Here is a 19,205-nt window from a genome sequence, read left to right as displayed (position 1 = left end):
TCCTGCAGCCTGCAAAGCCTGCAAAGCCTGCGTCTTAATGGCTATCAGGAAATCGCAGAATCTGAGGCGTCTTTCTTCTTATCAGATTCGAAATGCGTTTTGAACTGCTCATAAATAGAGATCATATTGCTGGCATCGCCCTGCAGCGGGCTTAGCTTACCGGCGCGCACCAGTTCAATCACCAGTTGCAGCGCAGCCTGTTTCGGACTGCTGGAAGGATGAGCAATTTCATTCGACATAAAAACGTTCCTGTCATTAAGGGTGGAAATGGCAGAGTTTAGCCTAAACGCCGAAAAAAAACCGCGCCGGCAAATAACGCCGAATCAGATAAATCTCTCTGTTTTTATTTTTGCCAACGTCAATAATGCGCTCTGTATGCCTCACACGATGATCTCAGACCGCTAAAAATTCGGGTAGCCCTATGAAACAGACGTTGATAACCACCGCCCTGGCCGGTTGCCTGTTCTCTGGACTGGCATGGCTGGTCCCTGCCGTACAGGCAGAAACCGTGACCGTTTCGCTTTCTCAGGAGCAGGACGGCGGCACTCAGGGGCGCGCCTGTATTTATGTTTATCAGGGACAGGCCGAATTTCGTCGGGTAAAAGCAGACGAAGCCTGCCAGCCGGAAATTATTATTGAAACGCAGAACAATAAGACTGCGCTTACCTCAGATAATGCTTAACGTTTCTGTTTAGCGTAACGTCAGTACCAGGCTTAGCTCAGGTAAACAAATCGTAAACAGCCTTATCAGCTATACTTAATGACGGAAGAAAAAGAACCCGACGCCGGGCGCGCAAAAGGAGCTGAGAATGTTGATTGGATTTGTGCTGTTAGTTAGCGCCTGTGGTCATGACGCCTGTGATGCTCTGCCGGTTACCGAACATATTTACCCTACTCGCGCCGCCTGCGAACATATGGCCGCACGTATCCACCAACGCCGTCCGAATGCGGTGCTGCTTTGTGGTGAAGTTCATCGTTAATGTCCCAGGCGCTGTCTGTGCGCCTAAAGGTGGCAGGTAAGATAACGTAAAAGTGGCCTTTAACGCCGGATCGCAGATTGCTATCCGGCAGCAAAAGGGTCAAAATATGAGCTGTTATCGCACTTACCAACATCGTTGTGAATCCCATGAAAAATCGTAAACCCCGTCGTCCCAGCGGACGATGGATTTATTACATTCTGGAAGATGGTATTCTCTGGCCCTGTCCGGTGCGCTGGGAATGGGAAAGCGGTTACGGCGGCTGGCTGCCGTTCTATTTCTCACCTACGCTGGAGTTTGTGGCGGGCGATCCCGCCAAAGCCTGGCGCGTTCCCGGTTCCGGTAATCGTCCGGCTCGCCGTCTGCACTGGCCCGAAGCGGCCTGAAGTAATGAATCTGTCCGTTACGCATAATGTCATAAGCTTCCCCTGTAACTGATGAAAAGCCCGACCGTAAATACGCGTCGGGAACGTGTTTCCATACCACACAGGGGAAAGCCATCGGAGAATGGCAAACTGAAGCGCACAATGCCACATCACCAGCAGTGCGCCGGTAATATAACACAAACTTAACTATTATGGCGTTAAGAAAACGTAAACAGTCTTCTCTTTAGCCTTTTTTATCTGCTATTTCAGCAGCCTCCTCTTTTTCTACGCTCCGACACAGGCAAACATATCGATAAGCTTTATTACTGTAGTTAACCCGTCGGCTGCATTCTTTTTTTGGCAGCAACTCCCTCAGGATTATTCACTTTTCATCATGACTGGCGACTATTAAGGTAACCGCATCAGCTACAGTACTTTTTGAGGAACGGTTATGTCATTTTCAGCAGCAACTCATGCGGTTTCACGCAATCCCGCCAGCGGTGACGTGCTTTCCGCCCGCCCTTATATCAACGAACAGCAGGTGGATGCCGCTATCGCCGCTAACCATCAGGCATTCCAGCAATGGCGTCGACAGCCATTGACGCTACGCGCGCAGAAGCTGCGCGATCTGGCTGCCGCGATCCGTGCGCGTAGCGAGGAGATGGCGCAGATGATTACCGCCGAGATGGGCAAACCGATTCTACAGGCGCGCGCTGAGGTAGAGAAATCGGCGCAGCTTTGCGACTGGTATGCGGAACAGGGTCCCGCCATGCTGGCAACCGAGCCGACCCTGGTAGAAAATAATCAGGCGGTGATCGAGTATCGTCCGCTTGGCCCGGTGCTGGCGGTCATGCCGTGGAATTTCCCGCTGTGGCAGGTATTGCGCGGCGCGGTACCGATTTTGCTGGCCGGCAACAGCTACCTGCTGAAACATGCGCCAAACGTGATGGGCTGCGCGCTGTTGATCGAGGCACTGTTTAACGATGCCGGTTTGCCAGCCAATGTCTTCAGCGTAATCAACGCCACTAACGCGGGCGTCAGCCAGGCGATTAACGATGCACGTATTGCCGCAGTTACGGTAACCGGCAGCGTACGGGCCGGATCGGCTATCGGCGCGCAGGCGGGCGCGGCGCTGAAAAAATGCGTGCTGGAGCTGGGTGGTTCCGATCCCTTTATTGTGCTGAAAGATGCCGACCTGGAGACAGCCGTCAAAGCGGCGGTCGCCGGACGCTATCAGAACACAGGACAGGTTTGCGCCGCTGCCAAGCGCTTTATTATTGAGCGCGAGATTGCCGATGCCTTTAGCGAAAAGTTTGTCGCAGCGGTACAGCAGCTGAAGATGGGCGATCCGCGTGTGGAAGAAAATACTATCGGCCCGATGGCGCGCTACGACTTACGCGATGAGCTTCATCAGCAGGTTACGGCGACGCTGGCGGAAGGCGCAACGTTGCTGGCCGGCGGCGATAAGCTGGCCGGTGAAGGCAATTACTATTTGCCGACCGTACTCGGCAACGTGACGCCAGAAATGACGGCGTTTCGCCAGGAAATGTTTGGCCCGGTGGCGGCTATCACGGTGGCGGATAATGCTGAACATGCGCTACAGCTGGCTAACGACAGCGATTTCGGTCTGATGGCCACCATTTATAGCGGCGATGAAACGCTGGCGGCTGACATGGCGGAACGTCTGGAGTGCGGCGGCGTGTTTATCAATGGCTACAGCGCCAGCGATGCGCGCGTTGCCTTCGGCGGCGTGAAAAAAAGCGGCTTTGGCCGTGAGCTGTCACATTTTGGTCTGCATGAGTTCTGTAATGTGCAAACCGTGTGGCGCAATCGCCGCTAACCCGCTCCGCCTCTGCGGCCTGAAGATACCTCTTCAGGCCGCAGGTTTTGCTATTAGTCGTTGCTCCAGCGCGTCGCCTGCATATCAATCACGAAACGGTATTTCACCTCGCTTTTCAGCATCCGCGTAAAGGCCTGCTCTACCCCATCGCCGCTAATTAACTCTACGTCGGCGGTAATATTGTGCTCGCCGCAGAAATCGAGCATCTCCTGCGTTTCACGAATGCTGCCGATAGAGGTGCCGCTCACGCTAAGACGACGGAAAACCATCGGCGTGATATCCGGCGCCGGATGCGGATTTTCCGGGATCCCCACCAGCACCAGCTGACCATTGGCGCGCAGCGTATTCAGGTAAGGATTTAAATCATGAGGCGCCGCGACGCAATCCAGGATGAAGTCCAGACGATGTTGCCAGGCCGCCATCTGTTCAGCATCGCGGGAAATAACCACGTGCTTTGCGCCAAGCCGACGCGCATCCTGCTCTTTACCGGCTGACGTAGTAAACAGCGTGACCTCCGCGCCCAGCGCGGCAGCAAATTTTACCGCCATATGGCCTAAACCGCCCAGTCCGATTACCCCGACCTTATCGCCTGCCTTAACCTGCCAGTGACGCAGCGGCGACCAGGTAGTCACGCCCGCACAAAGCAGCGGTGCCACTGCTTTCAGATCGAGATTTTCCGGCACGTTAACCACAAACTTGCTGTTCACCACCATGCTTTGCGCATAGCCGCCGCGCGTTGTCTCGCCGCTGATGCTGTCCGTGCCATTATAGGTTGGCACAAAGCCCGCGGCGCAATATTGCTCTTCTTGCTGCTGGCAGTAATCACAGTGGCCGCAGGAGCCGACCATCACGCCTACGCCAACCAGATCTCCGGGGCGGAAAGCGGAAACCTGCGCGCCCGTTTCCGTAATGCGCCCGACAATTTCATGGCCTGGCACCAGCGGATATCGGCTGACGCCCCACTCATTGCGCGCCATATGCAGGTCAGAATGGCATACACCGCAGTAAAGAATCTCAATTTTGACATCATCTGCGCGCATGTCGCGCAGCGTAATCTGGCCATTGGTTAGCGGCGCGTCCGCCGCGTGCGCCATGATTGCATTAATTTTCATCGGGGTGCTCCGCTCAGGGTTTCTCTTTCAGGTCAGGCCTGAATAACCAGGGGCGCTACTATAGACATAAGGTTTCTGCTTTGGTAGTAGTTACCTTTTAGGGCCATAGTCACCAAAAGGTAACCATATGCCAACCCTCGTTGATGGAAAATTATATTTTTATGCCGATTCTGAGCCACGACGGCTGATGGAACTGTTTGCCGTGAAATGGACCACTATGGTGATCCATGCGCTTTATCACTGGCCAGGCGGGAAATGTCGTACCGGCGAGCTACAGCGCAGCCTGCAAGGGATATCTAAGAAAATGCTGATTCAGACGCTGCGCGAAGTTGAACAGCGTGGGCTGGTTCAGCGCCATGTCTATAATGTAGTGCCGCCGAAGGTGGAATATCAGCTGACGGAGCTGGGCTGGAAATTCGCCCAGCCCATTGAGCAAATGTATCAGTGGGGGCTGGAAAACAAGGCGGCGCTGGATGCGATGGAGGCCGCGCTCCAGGCCAGCCGTGAAGCCGACTAGCTCTTGCGAGTCAAAAGAATAATTTAACAATAATATAATGATCCGCATAATAGCTCGATCGTTTAACCTACGCTGGCTGCGCAGGCGAACAGCGGATCTGTCTCTTTCTTAGCGTTGTATCCCGGCGTGCACGGCAAGGCGATGCCAGGAGAGAGGATCATCAGTTATCTGAAGGAGAACCCGGTGGCGGTAAAATTGGTGGCGGTGGATATGGACGGAACGTTTCTGGATTCCGCCAAGCGTTACAACAAAACGCGTTTTTTGCGTCAGTATGCTCAGTTGAAAGAACGAAACATCCGTTTTGTCGTGGCCAGTGGCAATCAGTATTATCAGCTACACAGCTACTTCCCTGAAATTGCTGGTGAAATTGCGTTCGTGGCGGAAAATGGCGCCTGGATCAGCGATCGGGATGAAGAGGTGTTTTGTGGTGAGCTCAGCGCGGAGAAGGTCCGTGAGGTGCTGGCGATGCTGGCTGACGAACCGGAAATTCATACCGTGGTCTGCGGTAAACGCAGCGCTTATATTCCACCGTCGATGCCGGATGAAGTGGTGGCGCTCCTGTCAAACCACTATCGCCGCCTGGAAAAGTGCGCCGATCTCAATAATATCGACGACACCATTTTTAAATTCTCGCTGAATCTGCCGCATGAAGGCGTCGCCCCGCTGATTGAACGCTTAACCAAAGCGCTTAATGCGACAAATAATATTGTGCACCCGGTTTCCAGCGGTTTCGGTTTTGTCGATCTGATCATTCCCGGTCTGCATAAGGCGCACGGTATCAGCCTGCTCCAGCAGCGTTGGGGCATTGATGATTGCGAAGTGGTGGCTATCGGCGATAGCGGCAACGATATCGAAATGCTGCGTCATGCAGGTTACAGCTTTGCGATGGCGAACGCCACGGAGGCGGTGAAGGCGTCGGCACGTTACCGTACCGAGAGCCATGATGACGAAGGCGCGCTCAATGTGATCGCGCGCCTGCTGGCGAAAGAGTATCCCTTCTACTGATTGCGCCTGTCTCCACGACGGCAGCATACGGCTGCCGTCAACGCTTATCAGATCACCGCCACGCCGCCGGTAACGGCAACGGTGGAGCCGGAAATATAGCTGGCTTCATCGCTGGCGAGCATCACATAGGCTGGCGCCAGTTCAGCTGGTTGCCCTACGCGCTGCAACGGCACTTCGCTTCCCAGATTTTTTACCTGCTCTGCTGGCATAGTAGACGGGATCAACGGCGTCCAGATTGGTCCCGGCGCCACAACGTTAGAGCGGATGCCCTTCTCAGCCAACAGCGCGGCCAGGCTGCCGGAAAAATTAACAATCGCAGCTTTGGTAGCTGAATAGGCGATGAGCTTCGGTTTCGGCTGGTCAGCATTTACCGAGGCGGTGCTGATGATCGCTGAACCGGCAGGCATATGCGGTACTGCCGCTTTGCACAGATAGAACATGCCGTAGAGATTGGTTTTCATTGTCCGGTCGAATTCTTCATCGCTGATTTCATCCAGCGACTCGCGGGTCATCTGAAAGGCCGCATTATTGACCAGAATATCGATCTGGCCGAAGTTGCTCACCGCCTGCTGGATAATATGGCGGCAGTGCTCCGCTTCGGTAATATCACCCGGCACCAGCACGGCTTTCTGGCCCGCTTCTTCAATCAGACGGGCGGTATCTTTGGCATCTTCATGCTCATCCAGATAGGAGATCAGCACATCAGCCCCCTCACGCGCATAGGCGATAGCCACGGCGCGACCGATCCCGGAATCCCCACCGGTAATAATTGCTTTTTTCCCCGCGAGACGGCCAGAACCTTTATAGCTGGTTTCACCGTGATCCGGCGCGGGTTGCATATCAAAGATAGAACCGGGTACATCCTGCTGTTGTTCTGGTTGCGGCGGCTGTGGTCGACTGGTCATAACAGAAACGTCTCCTTGCTGGTGAATAGCGGCAAAGGCCGTTGATACGATTAAGGATCGTATTATTCAGACAATACAGCGCGATAAGCTGCTTTGACTGAATAACCGCTTACCGTTTCAGTATAGTTGACTCACTCGTAACGCAAGCGCAGCGGCAACGCGCAGGCGCTTTAGCCCGAATAAACCGGCAGCACATTCAGGCGGCTTTGGGTACGCTGAATATCATCCAGCTCCACGTCCTGCGTCAGCATCGATAAGCTGCAGTCGGTGGTCAAAAACAGCCGACACTGGCGATCGTAAAGCACATCAACCACGTTAATAAAACGCTGCTGAACGGCTGGCGAGACACGGGATAACGGCGGCACATCTTCTATCAGCCACTGCGGGTAGCGCTCGCAGAGCGATAAATAGTCCATTACCGCCGTCGGCGCTTCGCACAGCGCGCTAAAAGAAAAATGCAAAAATGCTCCGGCAGGCGAAAGCGTTTCCAGGGTGCGATAGCCTACCTGAAGCGGCAGCGGCCTCTGTCCCACTTCCGGCAGCCCCAGCCGTTGCCGCTGCGTCTGGCTGACGGAAATCAGCAACCCGCCGAGACTGAATGCCCCCTGCGCATCGTGCGTTAGCGTGCGGTAATCTTGCTCTCCGGTGAGCGCAATCACCTCCATCTGCGCTCTGATCAGCGCAATAGAGGAGACAAAACGCTGATGATAAAGCGGGTTAGCCAGCAGATTTTCCGGTGGATGATTTGAGGTAACGACCAGTAAAACGCCGCGCTGAAACAGCTGCTCCAGCAGCGGTTTAATCAACATCGCATCGCCAATATCATGCAGATGAAACTCATCAAAGCAGAGCAGCTGACAGCCGCCAATACAGGCGTCGATAGCCGCTTTAACGCTACTGCCGCGTGCAATAATCTGGTGCAGTTCGCGAAAGAAGAGGTGAAAATGCACGCGCTTTTTCTGCGCCAGCGGAGCCCAGTGAAAAAACGCATCGGCAATAAAGGATTTACCGCGTCCCGGCTCGCCCCAAATGTAGATGCCGTGATGTACCTGCGGCGCGCACGTCAGCAGCGGCGCGATTAGCGCATCGAGGCGGGCGATAAGCTGCCGCTGTTGCTCATCCAGAACGAGGTTTTTTTCTGTGGCCTGCTGCTGCATGGCCTGGTGAAAAGCAGATCTCCTCTGCTGCCGTGCTTCAATCATCTCGCTGCCCTGTTGGTTTATCCGCCCGCTATCATAGCCAGGGCGGCCGATAATAGCAGCAGGATGAGATGTTCCTGGTGAAGAAACGGTGAGCGTGAAGCATCGCTCACCGGCAGGGTTTATTGTCCGCCGATCTGTCTGGCTCGCGTCGCCTTGGCTGCAACATCAATCTGGAAACAGAGCAGGATAGCGTCACGCCAGACATAGTGCAGGATCTCATCGTTAACGTACTGATACATGGCGATCTGCGATCCGCTCTCTATCAGCATATGATCGATGACAACAAGCGGGCCGAAAGCCCGATCGTTGGCGGCTGGGTCGATTTCACCAGGGCGAATGCGTTGAATAGTAAAAGGGTCCCAGGCAAATGTTATTTCATCAGTTCAGCAGTCATATGCACGCCCTTATTAAAATTCGCCTCGGTGATTTTATAGGTTGCGCCCTGCTGCTGCGCCTGAGCCACAATTTTTGCTTCTGCAGCATCCAGGGGCAGCGCGGTTGCCGTAATGCTTTCAGCAAAGCTGTTAAAAGAGAGGCCAGAAAGGCCGATAAAATCAGCAAAAAATTTGATGTTTTTCATGATAATAAATCCCGTCTAATTTCGTTTCAATGAGGCTCCATTCCCCGATTCTATAAATCATAGGCGTTAACTGCGAGGTGAAAAAGCAGAAGGTTTTGCTTATTTAATTCATAAAATTTGAAAAAGATAAAATTACAGCTGGGTGGGGCCGGCCGACAACATCCGCGACGCCATGACGCGGACATGGCTCGCCTACCATAGTTAAAACGATTGGGACCACGGTCCCAACTTTTTGTATATACATCGTTGATGCAAGGGAGAAAGAAAAATGCGACAGACTATCAAGCGCTGGGGAAACAGCCCCGCCGTGAGGATCCCCAGCCAGCTGATGGCAGCTATGGCGCTGGATGTAGACGCCGAGGTCGAAGTTAATGTGGTTTTTGGCAGTGATAACCGCCCGCAGCTGGTGATTGAGCCGGTAACGCCGGCGCCCACGCTGGAAGCCCTGCTGGCAAAGGTAACGCCTGAAAATATTCACAGTGAAGCGTTCACGGATGAGGTCGGAAAAGAAGCATGGTAGCTAAATACGTGCCGGACGCAGGCGACGTCGTATGGTTGCACTTTGACCCACAAGCCGGCCATGAGCAGGCAGGCCATCGCCCCGCGCTGGTATTGAGTGCAAAGCAGTATAACGAGATGGTCGGTCTTATGGTTTGGTGCCCTATGACCACGAAAATTAAGGGCTATCCGTTCGAGGTGCAGCTGGATAGCCAACCCGGATCGGCAGTGCTGGCCGACCAGGTAAAAAGCCTCGACTGGCGCGCACGCGAAGCAACGAAAAAAGGACGCGTGACAGCGGCCGAACTGGAATCCGTCCGGGTGATTTCCCGACTGCTGGTAGGCTGATGCATTGGGACCGCGGTCCCAGTCGCTAAAACTGGTCTTTCAGCACGCGCGCCTCGTTCAGAACGTGCGTTATCACTCCAAAGCAGACACATTCTTCCCCTTCTAACTCATTTTCACTAAGCGGCATACGGCGTTCCGGGCGGGCCAATTCTTCCAAAAACGGAACGGATGAAACCCGATAGCGCACCAGGCGGAGTTCCCCCTTTAGCCTGGCGATAATCACGCTGCCATCGGCCGGACTGAGCACACTGTTAACAATAAGAACTGACCTGGGTGATATACCGGCGCACTCCACCGAACTGGTCGCCTTAAAAAAATAAACTGACGGCGCACGGGTATTACACAGGTCATCAAGCGAAAGCCGCTTTTCGACATAATCCGTCGCTGGTGATGGGAATTCCATAAATTAACCTCCCCTTTGCACTGTGTTTTTATACAGCGCAAGGAAGGCTGGAAATAAAGCGAAGCGGCAAAAACAGATTGCGCGATCTTATTTAATAATTACCGGTGATTATGTGATTTTTCTTAGTTACGGGTCCACCAGAACGGCGTGTTCTTCCGTGCTGGCATAAGGGGCCATATCCTGATAGCCGGGTCCTGATAGTGCAGAATGTCGCACGCGGTGCGCTGGTTAGCATTATCGGGCGCAGCAAGTGTTTAGACTTCCCGCCCCTATGCTTATCGGAATTAACCTTTCTTTTATGGTTAATCTGTTTTTTTATATATAACCAAAGCGCCAGCTTTACTACAGGAAAATAAAAAGATGGCACGCCCAGTAATTGCTGGAAAACCCACGTTTCGTTTATTTTTAAAGATGGATTTATTCAGCCATTTAATAATTTTTCGCAAGTTTAATAAATAACTCAGTCGGCTCAGTTAGCGTTACGCCTGTTACGACAAAAACATCAATAAAACTCCCCAGTTAACCTGGGTAATAGTAAGGAAATTCCTAACTTACTCATGTTACAGCCACACTTCTTGCGAAGGGTGAAGGGTTACCTATACTTAAGCTAACCGATAACCCCGCGAAATTATCCAACAAAATCAATATAACAAGCGTAACCGCGCTTAATTAGTTGTCGCTTTATCATTTTAACAGGGCACCCCCGTTTCTACTCTTGCTACTACAGCAAATACGATGTGCCCACCGTTCATGTTTTTAATGTTCTGCAAAATTTAAGCGGATTTTGTCCTGTCTTTTTTGCTTCAGCGAATGCGGCTGTCTGCGTTTTATGCGGGCAGAACCACAGGAGAAATAATGATGACACCTTTTGCCTCATTCTGGCAGGCAGGTTATGAAGGCGCGGATCATATTAACCCGCACGGCACGCGGTTAGCGATGAACAAAATTAACGCTCACCAGACGCGGGTTAAAGAAGATTATGCCGCGCTAAAAGCGTTTGAAATTAAGACAGTACGCGAAAGTATCGGTTGGCGGCTGGTTGAACATGACGGTGAATATGATTTTTCCTCACTGGTTTCACGTCTTGAGGCGGCGCAGGAACAGGATATTCAGATCTGCTGGACGCTCTGTCACTATGGCTGGCCGGAAGATCTCACCCTGTTTTCAGCTGATTTTATTCCCCGTTTCGCCGCCTTTTGCGCCGCCGCCGCGCGCTTCCTTGCGCCCTGGTCCACGCGGCCGCCCATCTATTCGCCGATCAATGAAATTTCTTTCCTGAGCTGGGGCCTTGCCGTTGGCTTATTCCCCTGCGCTAATCTGCCGGAACAGGATCCCGCCGACGCCTGTAAACGTCAGCTGGTTAAGGCCACGCTGGCCGCCTGCGACGCCATCTGGCAGGTCGACAGCCGCGCGCGCATTCTGCACTGCGATCCGATTATCCATCTGGTTTCCGAAGAGGATACGCCAGAGGCGAAGCAGATGGCGCAGTCAATGAGCAATGCGCAGTTTCAGGCATGGGACATGCTAAGCGGCCGGCTGGCGCCGGAACTGGGCGGCGCGCCGCGCTATCTCGATCTGATTGGGGCGAACTATTACCACGATAACCAGTGGGAAATCCCATCGATGAACCGGCTGCACTGGCATCTTGGCGATCGACGGCGTAAGCCGTTGCATCAGATGCTGGAGGAGTTGCATGAACGTTATCAACGCCCGGTGCTGCTTTCGGAAACCAGCCATATCGGCAGCGGGCGCGGCGTCTGGATCGCAGAGATAACCGCTCATATCGCGCAGGCACAGCTTGGCGGCGCAGAGCTGTGCGGCGTTTGTCTCTATCCCATTATTGACCGGCCAGCATGGAATGATTTACTGGCCTGGCCGCGTAGCGGGCTATGGGATCTCGACCGCGACGGCCCCGATCCTTTTCTTCGCGTCATCAACCAACCGTACGCCACAGCACTGCGCCAGGCGCAACGGACTTTACTGAACTTTCAGTCGTTTATCGCTCCGGCAGCGGAGAATAAGGAGAATGGTATGCAGCAAAAGACCTTGATTGTTTTTAGCCATCTGCGTTGGGGTTTTGTTTTTCAGCGTCCGCAGCATTTGCTGTCCCGTTTGGCGCAGTATCATCGTGTGCTGTTTATTGAAGAGCCGATTTACGATGCGGGCTCGCCAACGCTGCATTATTCCAATCCCGCCCCCAACGTTACCGTAATCCAGCCGCATACGCCGATTTCCGCTCCCGGTTTTCATGACGATCAAATCGCGACGCTGCAACTGCTGCTGGCAGAGCTGGTGGATGAAAAAGAGCAGCCAATCGTCTGGTTCTATACGCCGATGGCGCTGCCGCTGCTTACGCCATTTACCCCTTCGCTGGTGATCTATGACTGTATGGATGAGCTTTCCGCTTTTAATATGGCGCCGCGTCAGCTTCAGCAGCGTGAGTCGGCGCTGATGACACGCGCCGATCTGGTGTTTACTGGCGGCTCTAGTCTGTATGAAGCGAAAAAGAACAAGCACCATGCTATCTACTGCTTTCCCAGCAGCGTGGACGCCGTGCATTTTGAACAGGCGCTGGATCGCAGCAACGGGCATCCGCAACAGCAGGCGCTGCCGCGTCCGCGTCTTGGCTATTACGGCGTGATTGATGAACGTCTCGATCTGTCGCTGGTGGCCGCGCTGGCCGATGCGCATCCAGAATGGCAAATCGTCATGGTCGGCCCGGTGGTAAAAATCGATCCGGCTACGCTGCCACAGCGCGCCAATATTCACTGGCTGGGACAGCAGCCTTACGAGGCGCTGCCGCAGTTCCTTGCCGGCTGGGATGTCTGCCTGATGCCTTTTGCCCTAAACGCCTCGACACAGTTTATCAGCCCAACCAAAGTGCTGGAGTATATGGCGGCGCAGCTGCCGATCGTCAGCACCGCGATCACTGATGTCGCACGTCATTACGCTGAGCTGGTTGCTATCGCTTACAGCGCTGAAGAGTTTGTTCATGCCTGTGAACGGGCATTAAGCATGAATATGGAAGAGAATCAGCAGCTGGCGCAACGTATGCAGGCAGTGGTTGCGGCTACCTCCTGGGACGCAGCGGCAGAACAGATGTATGCGCTGATGAAAAAAGGCGCGGCCACGACGCGTGCCCCGGTGCCGGAAACCGCCCCGCCGGTTATTGCCGATGAAGTACAGCAAATTACCCGCCGTCTGAATCCTGTCTCTGAACAACAATCAGTGATCCCCTGTCTGATTATCGGTGCCGGCCCCACCGGGCTGAGCGCAGGCTATCATTATGGCAAAGGCGCGGTAGTGCTGGAAAAAAATGCCACGCCGGCCGGCTGGTGCCGCTCGATTACCGATAAAGGTTTTACCTTCGATTACGCCGGCCACATTATGTTTTCGCAGGATCCTTATGTGCTGAAAATGTATGAGATGCTGCTGGGCGATAACCTGCACTGGCAGATGCGCGAAGCCTGGGTTTACAACGACGGCATCTATACCCGCTATCCGTTCCAGGGATCGCTGCATGGGCTGCCCGCCGAGGTCATTAAAGAGTGCATTCTTGGCGCGATCGAAGCGCGCTATGGCGTCAGCGGCGAAGCGGCAGAGGGGGTTAACGATGCGCAGCCGGTCGCTAAGCGTCACGACTGCTGCGCCGACGGCACGGTGCCGGATGGCGATCTCTATGCCGAGCGGGAGCAGGCGCAGCCGGAGAATTTCGAGCAGTTTATTTTCCGTACCTGGGGCCGCGGCATCGCCAAACATTTCGCCCTGCCGTATAATCGGAAACTTTGGGCGCTGCCGCTAACCGAGATGGAAACCTCGTGGCTGGGCGGACGCGTGCCGCTGCCAGATCTGGCGCAGATTATCGAGGGCGCGCTGGCACCGCTGGAAAAGCCGATGGGGCCGAATGCGCGCTTTGGCTATCCGTTGAAAGGCGGCTTCCAGGCGCTGATGCACGGTTTTCTACCGCATCTGACCTGCGAGTTGGAGACCAATAGCATCCTCGCCGAACTGCATCCTGAGCAGCATATCGCCGTGCTGACGGATGGCCGACGCTATCGCTACGATCAACTGATCAGCACCATGCCGTTGCCGCAGCTGATTGCGATGATTGGTGATGAAGCGCCGCCGGAGATCCATGAGGCGGTGGCTAAACTGCGTCATGTCTCTATTCGCTGCGTCAATATCGGCGTCGGACGCGCCGACCTGACCGAGAAGCACTGGATCTATTATCCCGGCGATACGCTGTTTCACCGTATCTTTGTGCAGGGCAACGCCAGCCCGCACTGCAACCCGCCGGGCGGCTGCGGTTTAACCTTTGAAATCAGCTATTCGCCGGATAAGCCATTGCCGGCAGAAGGCGATGCGCTCATTTAGCGCTGCATTCAGGAGTGCATCGCGGTGGGTATGATCAACGCCGACGACCCGATACTGACCGCCAATCAGGTCGATATTCCTTACGCCTATGTCGTATACGATCATGCGCGTAAGGCGAGTATCGCGCTGATTCGTGACTGGCTATTGCAGCAGGATATTTTACTGTCAGGGCGCTACAGCGAGTGGGAATACTACAATTCCGATCACGCCTTCCTGGCGGGCAAGCGCGCGGCTGAGTTTGTTAAAGAGCGCGCAGGTACATTAAAAGCGCAGGAAACGCGCTACTAAACGTAACCGGCATCGGGCGCCCTGCCCGATGCCCTCTCCGCTTTTCCCTGCTGCCTGCCTATCCCCATCTGGTCTACACTGGTTGTCACCGGTCGGCGCTATCCTGCGCTCATAATCATAACCATGCCGGCAGAAATAAATTTAGGTGAAGCAATGAAGATACGGTTTCTTTCCAGCAATGAGCTAAAGCTGGACGAAGTACGTAAAATCCTTGAGCCCATCGGCGTAGAAGTGCTGCCCGTCGCCTGTCGGATTGAGGAAATACAAACGGAAGATGAAGTAGAGTTGGTGCGCGACAAGCTGACCAAAGCCTTCTCCCTGATTGGACGCCCGCTGTTTGTTGAGCATACCGGCCTTTATCTGGACGGCCTGAACGGCCTGCCCGCCGGGCTAACGCGCATTTTCTGGCATCGACTGGATGCCGATCGCTTTACCGCGTTGGTGCATGCGCTGGACAGCCAGAGCGCCACGGCAAAAACCGTACTGGGCTACTGCGACGGGCGCAAAATGTATCAATTTTCCGGCGAGGTTCGCGGTAAGATCGTTGCAGAACCGGCAGGCCCGCGTGAATTTCTCTGGGACTGTATCTTCGTGCCGGAGGGCCATACGCAAACTTTCGCCGAAATGGGCGAGCTAAAGCATGAGATTTCGATGCGGCGGCTGGCGCTGGATCGTTTTGCCGCCTTTTTGAAAACCGCAAGGAGCCTGCCATGAAACCAGAACTGAAACGCGCCTACGATACCGGTAAATTGATTTTATTCGCCGGGGCGGGCGTTTCACGCAATTTAGGGCTGCCGGAGTGGCATGAGCTAATTGCCCATCTTGCTCAGGAACTGGGTTACGATCCCAAAATTTTCAATACCTACGGTACGCATCTATCGCTGGCGGAATACTACAAACAGAAAAAGGGATCGCTGGGCCCGCTGCGCAGCTGGATGGACCGCGAATGGCACCGCCCCGATATTGATGTGCGTTCCTCAGAAATCCATACCATGATCACCCAGGGGCACTTCTCGCGCATCTATACCACCAACTACGATCGCTGGCTGGAGATGGCGCACGATGCGCACAAGGTGCCCTATTACAAGGTAGCGAACGCCGCCGATCTGGTTTCGCTTACCGAAAACCGCCGTCATATTATTAAGCTACACGGCGATTTTGATGACGATACCTCTATTGTGCTGGATGAAAGCAGTTATTTTGAGCGGCTCTATTTCGATTCGCCGCTGGATATTAAACTGACGCACGACGTGATGGGCAATTCGGTACTGTTTGTCGGTTACAGCATCAGCGACTTTAATATCCGCCTGCTGTTTTATCGCCTGACAAAAATCTGGGGCCGTACTGGGCTAGCCTCCGCCCGCCCCACTTCTTATCTGTTTACCAATCGTAATAATCCGGTGGCGCGAGAAGTATTGGGCCAGTGGGGCATTGAGATGATTGTTTCGGAAGAGGATGACCCGCGCAAAGCGCTGGGTGAGTTTCTTGCTGAGCTGATCGCCTGAGGAGAGAGGGTAGCACCGTGGCAAACAAAGAGCAGCAGAAAAGCCCCTTTCTGCTGAAGAAGCGGCGCATGGCTCCTTTTATACAAAACGGAAAAGATCAGTGATGAAGCTGCGCCAGTTCGTCTTCGGTCAGGCCTGTCGCTTCCAGAATCGACTCACAAGACATACCCATTTTTAGCAGGCTGCGTGCCACCTCAAGTTTTCCTTCATTACGGCCCTTCTCAATGCCGCGCTGTTCACCCAGTTGGATACCCTTCTTAATACCTTTCTCAATACCTTTTTCGATGCCTTTTTCAATGCCCTTCTCAATGCCCTTCTGTTCAAGCTGTTGTGCGATGGTCATAAGTGCGTCTCCGTGTTGTGGCACACGCTGTGCCAGTTCGCGAACAAAGGCTTCGGCGTCGGCTGACTCACCTGCCTGTAGTAGATAGTGTATCAGCACCATGACTTGCGGTGAAGAAAGATAACCGGCTATCAGCAGCATAGCCAGACGATCCATCAGAGTGGCGATGTCACGCTGATGAATATGTTTTTGCAGCAGCGTAAGGGCTGCCATACCGCGATGATGCATAATCTCATCGTCAGGTATAACCGTGACGTCAACCAGCGGAAAAGCGCTCCCGTAGAGTTGCTCTGCCACTTCCGGGTCATCAAATTCATCCAGCCACCTGGTGGAATAAGGATACGGACTGCGTTTGCCCGTATAGAACAGCACGGGTATCACCAGCGGCAGCTTTTTATGGCCCGCCTCGATATGGCGCTGCATCGCCGCCACGGCATAGCGTATCAGTCTGAACGCCATGTGTTTATCCGGGGTCGACTGATGTTCGATCAGAACATGGATATAGCCATCGCCCGCAGAGGTCTTCAGGCTGTAAAGCACATCGCTGAAGTACTGACGGAGATCCTCCTCAACGAACGAGCCGGACTCCAGTTTCAGCGTACTGAGATCGCAAATGGCGCGCAGCGCCTGCGGAAGGTGAAGCTCCATAAAATCCCGGGCGATATCCGGCTGCGTCAGAAACTGGCGGAACGTGGCATCATGGGGCGTTGGGGTTCGGCTTTTTTTCTTCATCAGCACGTACTTTGAAAATAAAAAATAGCGTCCTTCATAGTCAGCCTCCCTGAATTCATTTATTGGCGACAGTACGATTCGGAGCAATAAATATAACCTAACCACAGAAAAAATAAATTAACGCATCGTATTACTAACTATGATTATTAAATCTCTTTAAAATAGTTAACGCTAAAAACTCAGTAATTAAAAAATTATTAATTTATTATTTTTTAGCCTTATTTTAAATAAAAATAAATTACCTCCGCTGGCGCTCCGTCAAAGCTCATAATTTATCTGCCGCAAATTTTTTGCGGTAATGACGCGCTAATAAAAATGGATTAAGCCTGATGGTACGAAAAGTGTTTCGAAGGAGGATGCCTTACATAAAGCGCAGGACGCATTTCTCGCTAAGCTGGTTACCTGAGGTTTACTTCCTCAGGCAAGGGGTTACGATCAATCAGGCGCGCAGCGCCGGGTCAGCTTCGGCACGCACCAGCACCGGAATCACGCTCAGCGGCGTTTCTACCGTCAGCCACTGCCCGCCCTGATATTGCGTCCCAGTTCTCTTCACCGTAGCTCCAGACCTCATTCGGCGAGCCGCTGTTGCACTGGGCGATGCCGTTACGCCAGGCTTCTTCCGGCTGGATTTGCGGCTCGCGATACGCATAACAGCGTTACTTCAGCGCCAGCCGCCGCGCCAGGCGATGCAGATTGCCCGCGTCCATTTCCAACCGTCGGGCGCAGGCGGCCCAGTTATTATCGCTGGCCTGCAGCGCACGCAGAATATACTGCCGCTGAAAATCGCGCGTGGCGTCCTGCAGGTTTTGCTGCGGCAACGCCTCGGCCAATGGCGGTACCTCTGCCGTGAGTTCTGCCGCGTTATCCAGCGAAAAATGCTGCGGCATCAGCAGTATATCGCCGTTGCGCGCATCCGCCTGCGCGACGATAGTGGCGCGATAGATAGCATGCTCCAGCTCGCGGATATTGCCCGGCCAGCCGTAGCCGCTGAGCATATTGCGCGCCGCCGCGCTCAGTGCAATATGCTGTAAGCCAAATTTCACCCGGCATTTCTCACAAAAGTAACCGGCCAGTAAAATAATATCCTCGCCGCGTTCGCGCAGCGCCGGCACCTGTAGTGGAAACACACTGAGGCGATGATAAAGGTCGGCGCGAAAGCTGCCGTCCGCCACCGCCTGGCGCAGGTCGCGGTTGGTGGCGGCGAGAATGCGCACATCCACTTTCAGATGCCGATCTTCGCCGACGCGCTGTAGATCGCCATATTGCAGTACCCGCAACAGCTTCGCCTGCAGCGTCAGCGGCAGTTCGCCGATTTCATCGAGAAATAGCGTGCCGTTGTCGGCCATTTCAAACTTGCCGGTACGATCGTGTACCGCGCCGGTAAATGCTCCTTTCACGTGGCCGAACAGCTCGCTTTCCGCCACCGTTTCCGGCAGAGCCGCGCAGTTCAGATAAATCAGCGGGCTGGCCGCACGTGCCGACTGGCGATGCAGCGCCTGCGCCACCAGCTCTTTGCCGACGCCGGTTTCGCCGGTGATCAGTACATTAAGATCGGTCGGCGCCACCACGCCAATCTCTTTTTTCAGCTGCTGCATCGGCAGCGACTCGCCAATCATTTCGCTGCTGTCGCTTTGGCGCTGGTTGCTAAGGGTAAAGGCATTGCCGGGCTGCTCCAGCTGCTCCAGCAGCAGCGCGTTGTTCAGCGCGCTGCCGACCAGGCTTGCCACCACGCGCAGCTCTTCATCGCTGTACGCATCAAACTGGCTGGCATTCATACCGTCCAGGGTTAGCGCGCCGATCAGATCCTGTCCGGAAAACAGCGGTAGTCCTACGCAGGCATGCACGTGCAGCTCATGCCGATCGGGGATCAGCCCATCGTAGGGATCGGGCAAATCGCTGTCGGCGGGAAAACGCACCACGTCTCCGGCGCGGGCGATCGCCTCCAGACGCGGATGCGCCTCGATTTTGAAGCGCCGCCCCATCACATCCGGCGCCAGCCCGGCGGTGGCCAGCGGGCGAAAATGCTGCGCCTCATAGCGCAACAGCGCGGTGGCGTCGCACCGCAGCAGATGATGAATGCTGCCGATCATACGGCTAAAGCGATCGGAGCGGGAAAGACCGTTCTGGATCTCTACCGCCAGCGCGGCCAGACCCTCAACTGAGATTGTCATGCTGTCGTTTCCACAATGCCATTGTCAAAAAAACAATAAA

Annotated in this window: 18 protein-coding genes and 1 pseudogene; 11 read left to right on the top strand and 8 right to left on the bottom strand. The window is 54.2% G+C overall.

The window, feature by feature from the left end; all coding sequences use genetic code 11:
- Positions 1–44: 44 nt before the first annotated feature.
- Positions 45–239, bottom strand: a complete 195-nt coding sequence (locus K6958_RS05575) for a hypothetical protein (protein ID WP_085067772.1) — start codon at positions 237–239, stop codon at positions 45–47.
- A gap of 182 nt (positions 240–421) precedes the next feature.
- On the opposite strand from K6958_RS05575, the gene K6958_RS05570 reads away from it, so the two are divergent.
- From K6958_RS05570 to sad, 4 genes are all read left to right on the top strand, one after another.
- On the top strand, positions 422–682 hold the full coding sequence (locus K6958_RS05570) for a hypothetical protein (protein ID WP_249893731.1): 261 nt from the start codon (positions 422–424) through the stop codon (positions 680–682).
- 127 nt (positions 683–809) lie between these two features.
- Entirely contained in the window at positions 810–980 is a 171-nt protein-coding gene (locus tag K6958_RS05565; protein WP_249893730.1) for a hypothetical protein, read from the top strand.
- Between the two features lie 146 nt (positions 981–1,126).
- Positions 1,127–1,363, top strand: coding sequence for a hypothetical protein (locus tag K6958_RS05560; protein WP_249893729.1), 237 nt, complete (start codon positions 1,127–1,129; stop codon positions 1,361–1,363).
- Between the two features lie 430 nt (positions 1,364–1,793).
- A complete protein-coding gene (gene sad, locus K6958_RS05555) occupies positions 1,794–3,182 on the top strand; it encodes a succinate-semialdehyde dehydrogenase (RefSeq protein WP_249893728.1) in 1,389 nt (462 codons plus the stop codon).
- A 53-nt stretch (positions 3,183–3,235) separates the two neighbouring features.
- On the opposite strand, the gene K6958_RS05550 is transcribed toward sad, so the two are convergent.
- On the bottom strand, positions 3,236–4,294 hold the full coding sequence (locus K6958_RS05550; RefSeq protein WP_249893727.1) for an NAD(P)-dependent alcohol dehydrogenase: 1,059 nt from the start codon (positions 4,292–4,294) through the stop codon (positions 3,236–3,238).
- A gap of 127 nt (positions 4,295–4,421) precedes the next feature.
- On the opposite strand from K6958_RS05550, the gene K6958_RS05545 reads away from it, so the two are divergent.
- Both K6958_RS05545 and K6958_RS05540 read left to right on the top strand, forming a co-directional pair.
- The gene (locus tag K6958_RS05545) at positions 4,422–4,811 is read left to right on the top strand and encodes a winged helix-turn-helix transcriptional regulator (RefSeq protein ID WP_249893726.1); all 390 of its coding nucleotides are present in this window, start codon (positions 4,422–4,424) and stop codon (positions 4,809–4,811) included.
- 183 nt (positions 4,812–4,994) lie between these two features.
- A complete protein-coding gene (locus K6958_RS05540) occupies positions 4,995–5,816 on the top strand; it encodes a Cof-type HAD-IIB family hydrolase (RefSeq protein ID WP_249893725.1) in 822 nt (273 codons plus the stop codon).
- A 47-nt stretch (positions 5,817–5,863) separates the two neighbouring features.
- Here K6958_RS05540 and K6958_RS05535 read toward each other — a convergent pair whose 3' ends face one another.
- The 3 genes from K6958_RS05535 to K6958_RS05525 form a co-directional block, all read right to left on the bottom strand.
- Entirely contained in the window at positions 5,864–6,721 is an 858-nt protein-coding gene (locus K6958_RS05535; protein ID WP_249893724.1) for a glucose 1-dehydrogenase, read from the bottom strand.
- Between the two features lie 170 nt (positions 6,722–6,891).
- Positions 6,892–7,923: a cell division protein ZapE gene (gene zapE, locus K6958_RS05530; RefSeq protein ID WP_249893723.1), complete on the bottom strand. Its 1,032-nt coding sequence runs from the start codon at positions 7,921–7,923 to the stop codon at positions 6,892–6,894.
- Positions 7,924–8,293: 370 nt separating this feature from the next.
- Positions 8,294–8,503 (bottom strand): YdgH/BhsA/McbA family protein, encoded by a 210-nt coding sequence (locus K6958_RS05525; protein WP_249893722.1) that lies wholly within the window; start codon positions 8,501–8,503, stop codon positions 8,294–8,296.
- Between the two features lie 268 nt (positions 8,504–8,771).
- Between K6958_RS05525 and K6958_RS05520 the strand changes: the two genes are divergently transcribed.
- Together K6958_RS05520 and mazF are read left to right on the top strand one after the other, a co-directional pair.
- Entirely contained in the window at positions 8,772–9,023 is a 252-nt protein-coding gene (locus K6958_RS05520; protein ID WP_249893721.1) for an AbrB/MazE/SpoVT family DNA-binding domain-containing protein, read from the top strand.
- On the top strand, positions 9,017–9,349 hold the full coding sequence (gene mazF / locus K6958_RS05515; RefSeq protein WP_249893720.1) for an endoribonuclease MazF: 333 nt from the start codon (positions 9,017–9,019) through the stop codon (positions 9,347–9,349). Before K6958_RS05520 ends, mazF begins: the two co-directional genes overlap by 7 nt.
- Positions 9,350–9,374: 25 nt before the next feature.
- Here mazF and K6958_RS05510 read toward each other — a convergent pair whose 3' ends face one another.
- On the bottom strand, positions 9,375–9,752 hold the full coding sequence (locus K6958_RS05510) for a S24/S26 family peptidase (RefSeq protein WP_249893719.1): 378 nt from the start codon (positions 9,750–9,752) through the stop codon (positions 9,375–9,377).
- 858 nt (positions 9,753–10,610) lie between these two features.
- Here K6958_RS05510 and K6958_RS05505 point away from each other — a divergent pair.
- The 3 genes and pseudogenes from K6958_RS05505 (at position 10,611) to K6958_RS05495 (ending at position 15,919) form a co-directional block, all read left to right on the top strand.
- Positions 10,611–14,414: pseudogene (locus tag K6958_RS05505) on the top strand (NAD(P)-binding protein).
- A gap of 153 nt (positions 14,415–14,567) precedes the next feature.
- Positions 14,568–15,128 (top strand): non-canonical purine NTP pyrophosphatase, encoded by a 561-nt coding sequence (locus K6958_RS05500; protein ID WP_249893718.1) that lies wholly within the window; start codon positions 14,568–14,570, stop codon positions 15,126–15,128.
- Positions 15,125–15,919, top strand: coding sequence for an SIR2 family protein (locus tag K6958_RS05495; RefSeq protein WP_249893717.1), 795 nt, complete (start codon positions 15,125–15,127; stop codon positions 15,917–15,919). Before K6958_RS05500 ends, K6958_RS05495 begins: the two co-directional genes overlap by 4 nt.
- A gap of 97 nt (positions 15,920–16,016) precedes the next feature.
- On the opposite strand, the gene K6958_RS05490 is transcribed toward K6958_RS05495, so the two are convergent.
- Together K6958_RS05490 and norR are read right to left on the bottom strand one after the other, a co-directional pair.
- Positions 16,017–16,994 carry an Rpn family recombination-promoting nuclease/putative transposase gene (locus tag K6958_RS05490; protein ID WP_249893716.1) on the bottom strand — a complete coding sequence of 326 codons (978 nt, stop codon included), beginning with the start codon at positions 16,992–16,994 and terminating at the stop codon, positions 16,017–16,019.
- Between the two features lie 656 nt (positions 16,995–17,650).
- Positions 17,651–19,165 (bottom strand): nitric oxide reductase transcriptional regulator NorR, encoded by a 1,515-nt coding sequence (gene norR, locus K6958_RS05485; protein ID WP_249893715.1) that lies wholly within the window; start codon positions 19,163–19,165, stop codon positions 17,651–17,653.
- Positions 19,166–19,205 lie beyond the last annotated feature (40 nt).

The organism is Mixta hanseatica, assembly GCF_023517775.1.
In the GTDB taxonomy this organism is placed as follows: domain Bacteria; phylum Pseudomonadota; class Gammaproteobacteria; order Enterobacterales; family Enterobacteriaceae; genus Mixta; species Mixta hanseatica.
The sequence above is the reverse complement of the archived record's forward strand: the minus strand, read 5'-3'. Positions and strand labels throughout refer to the sequence as shown.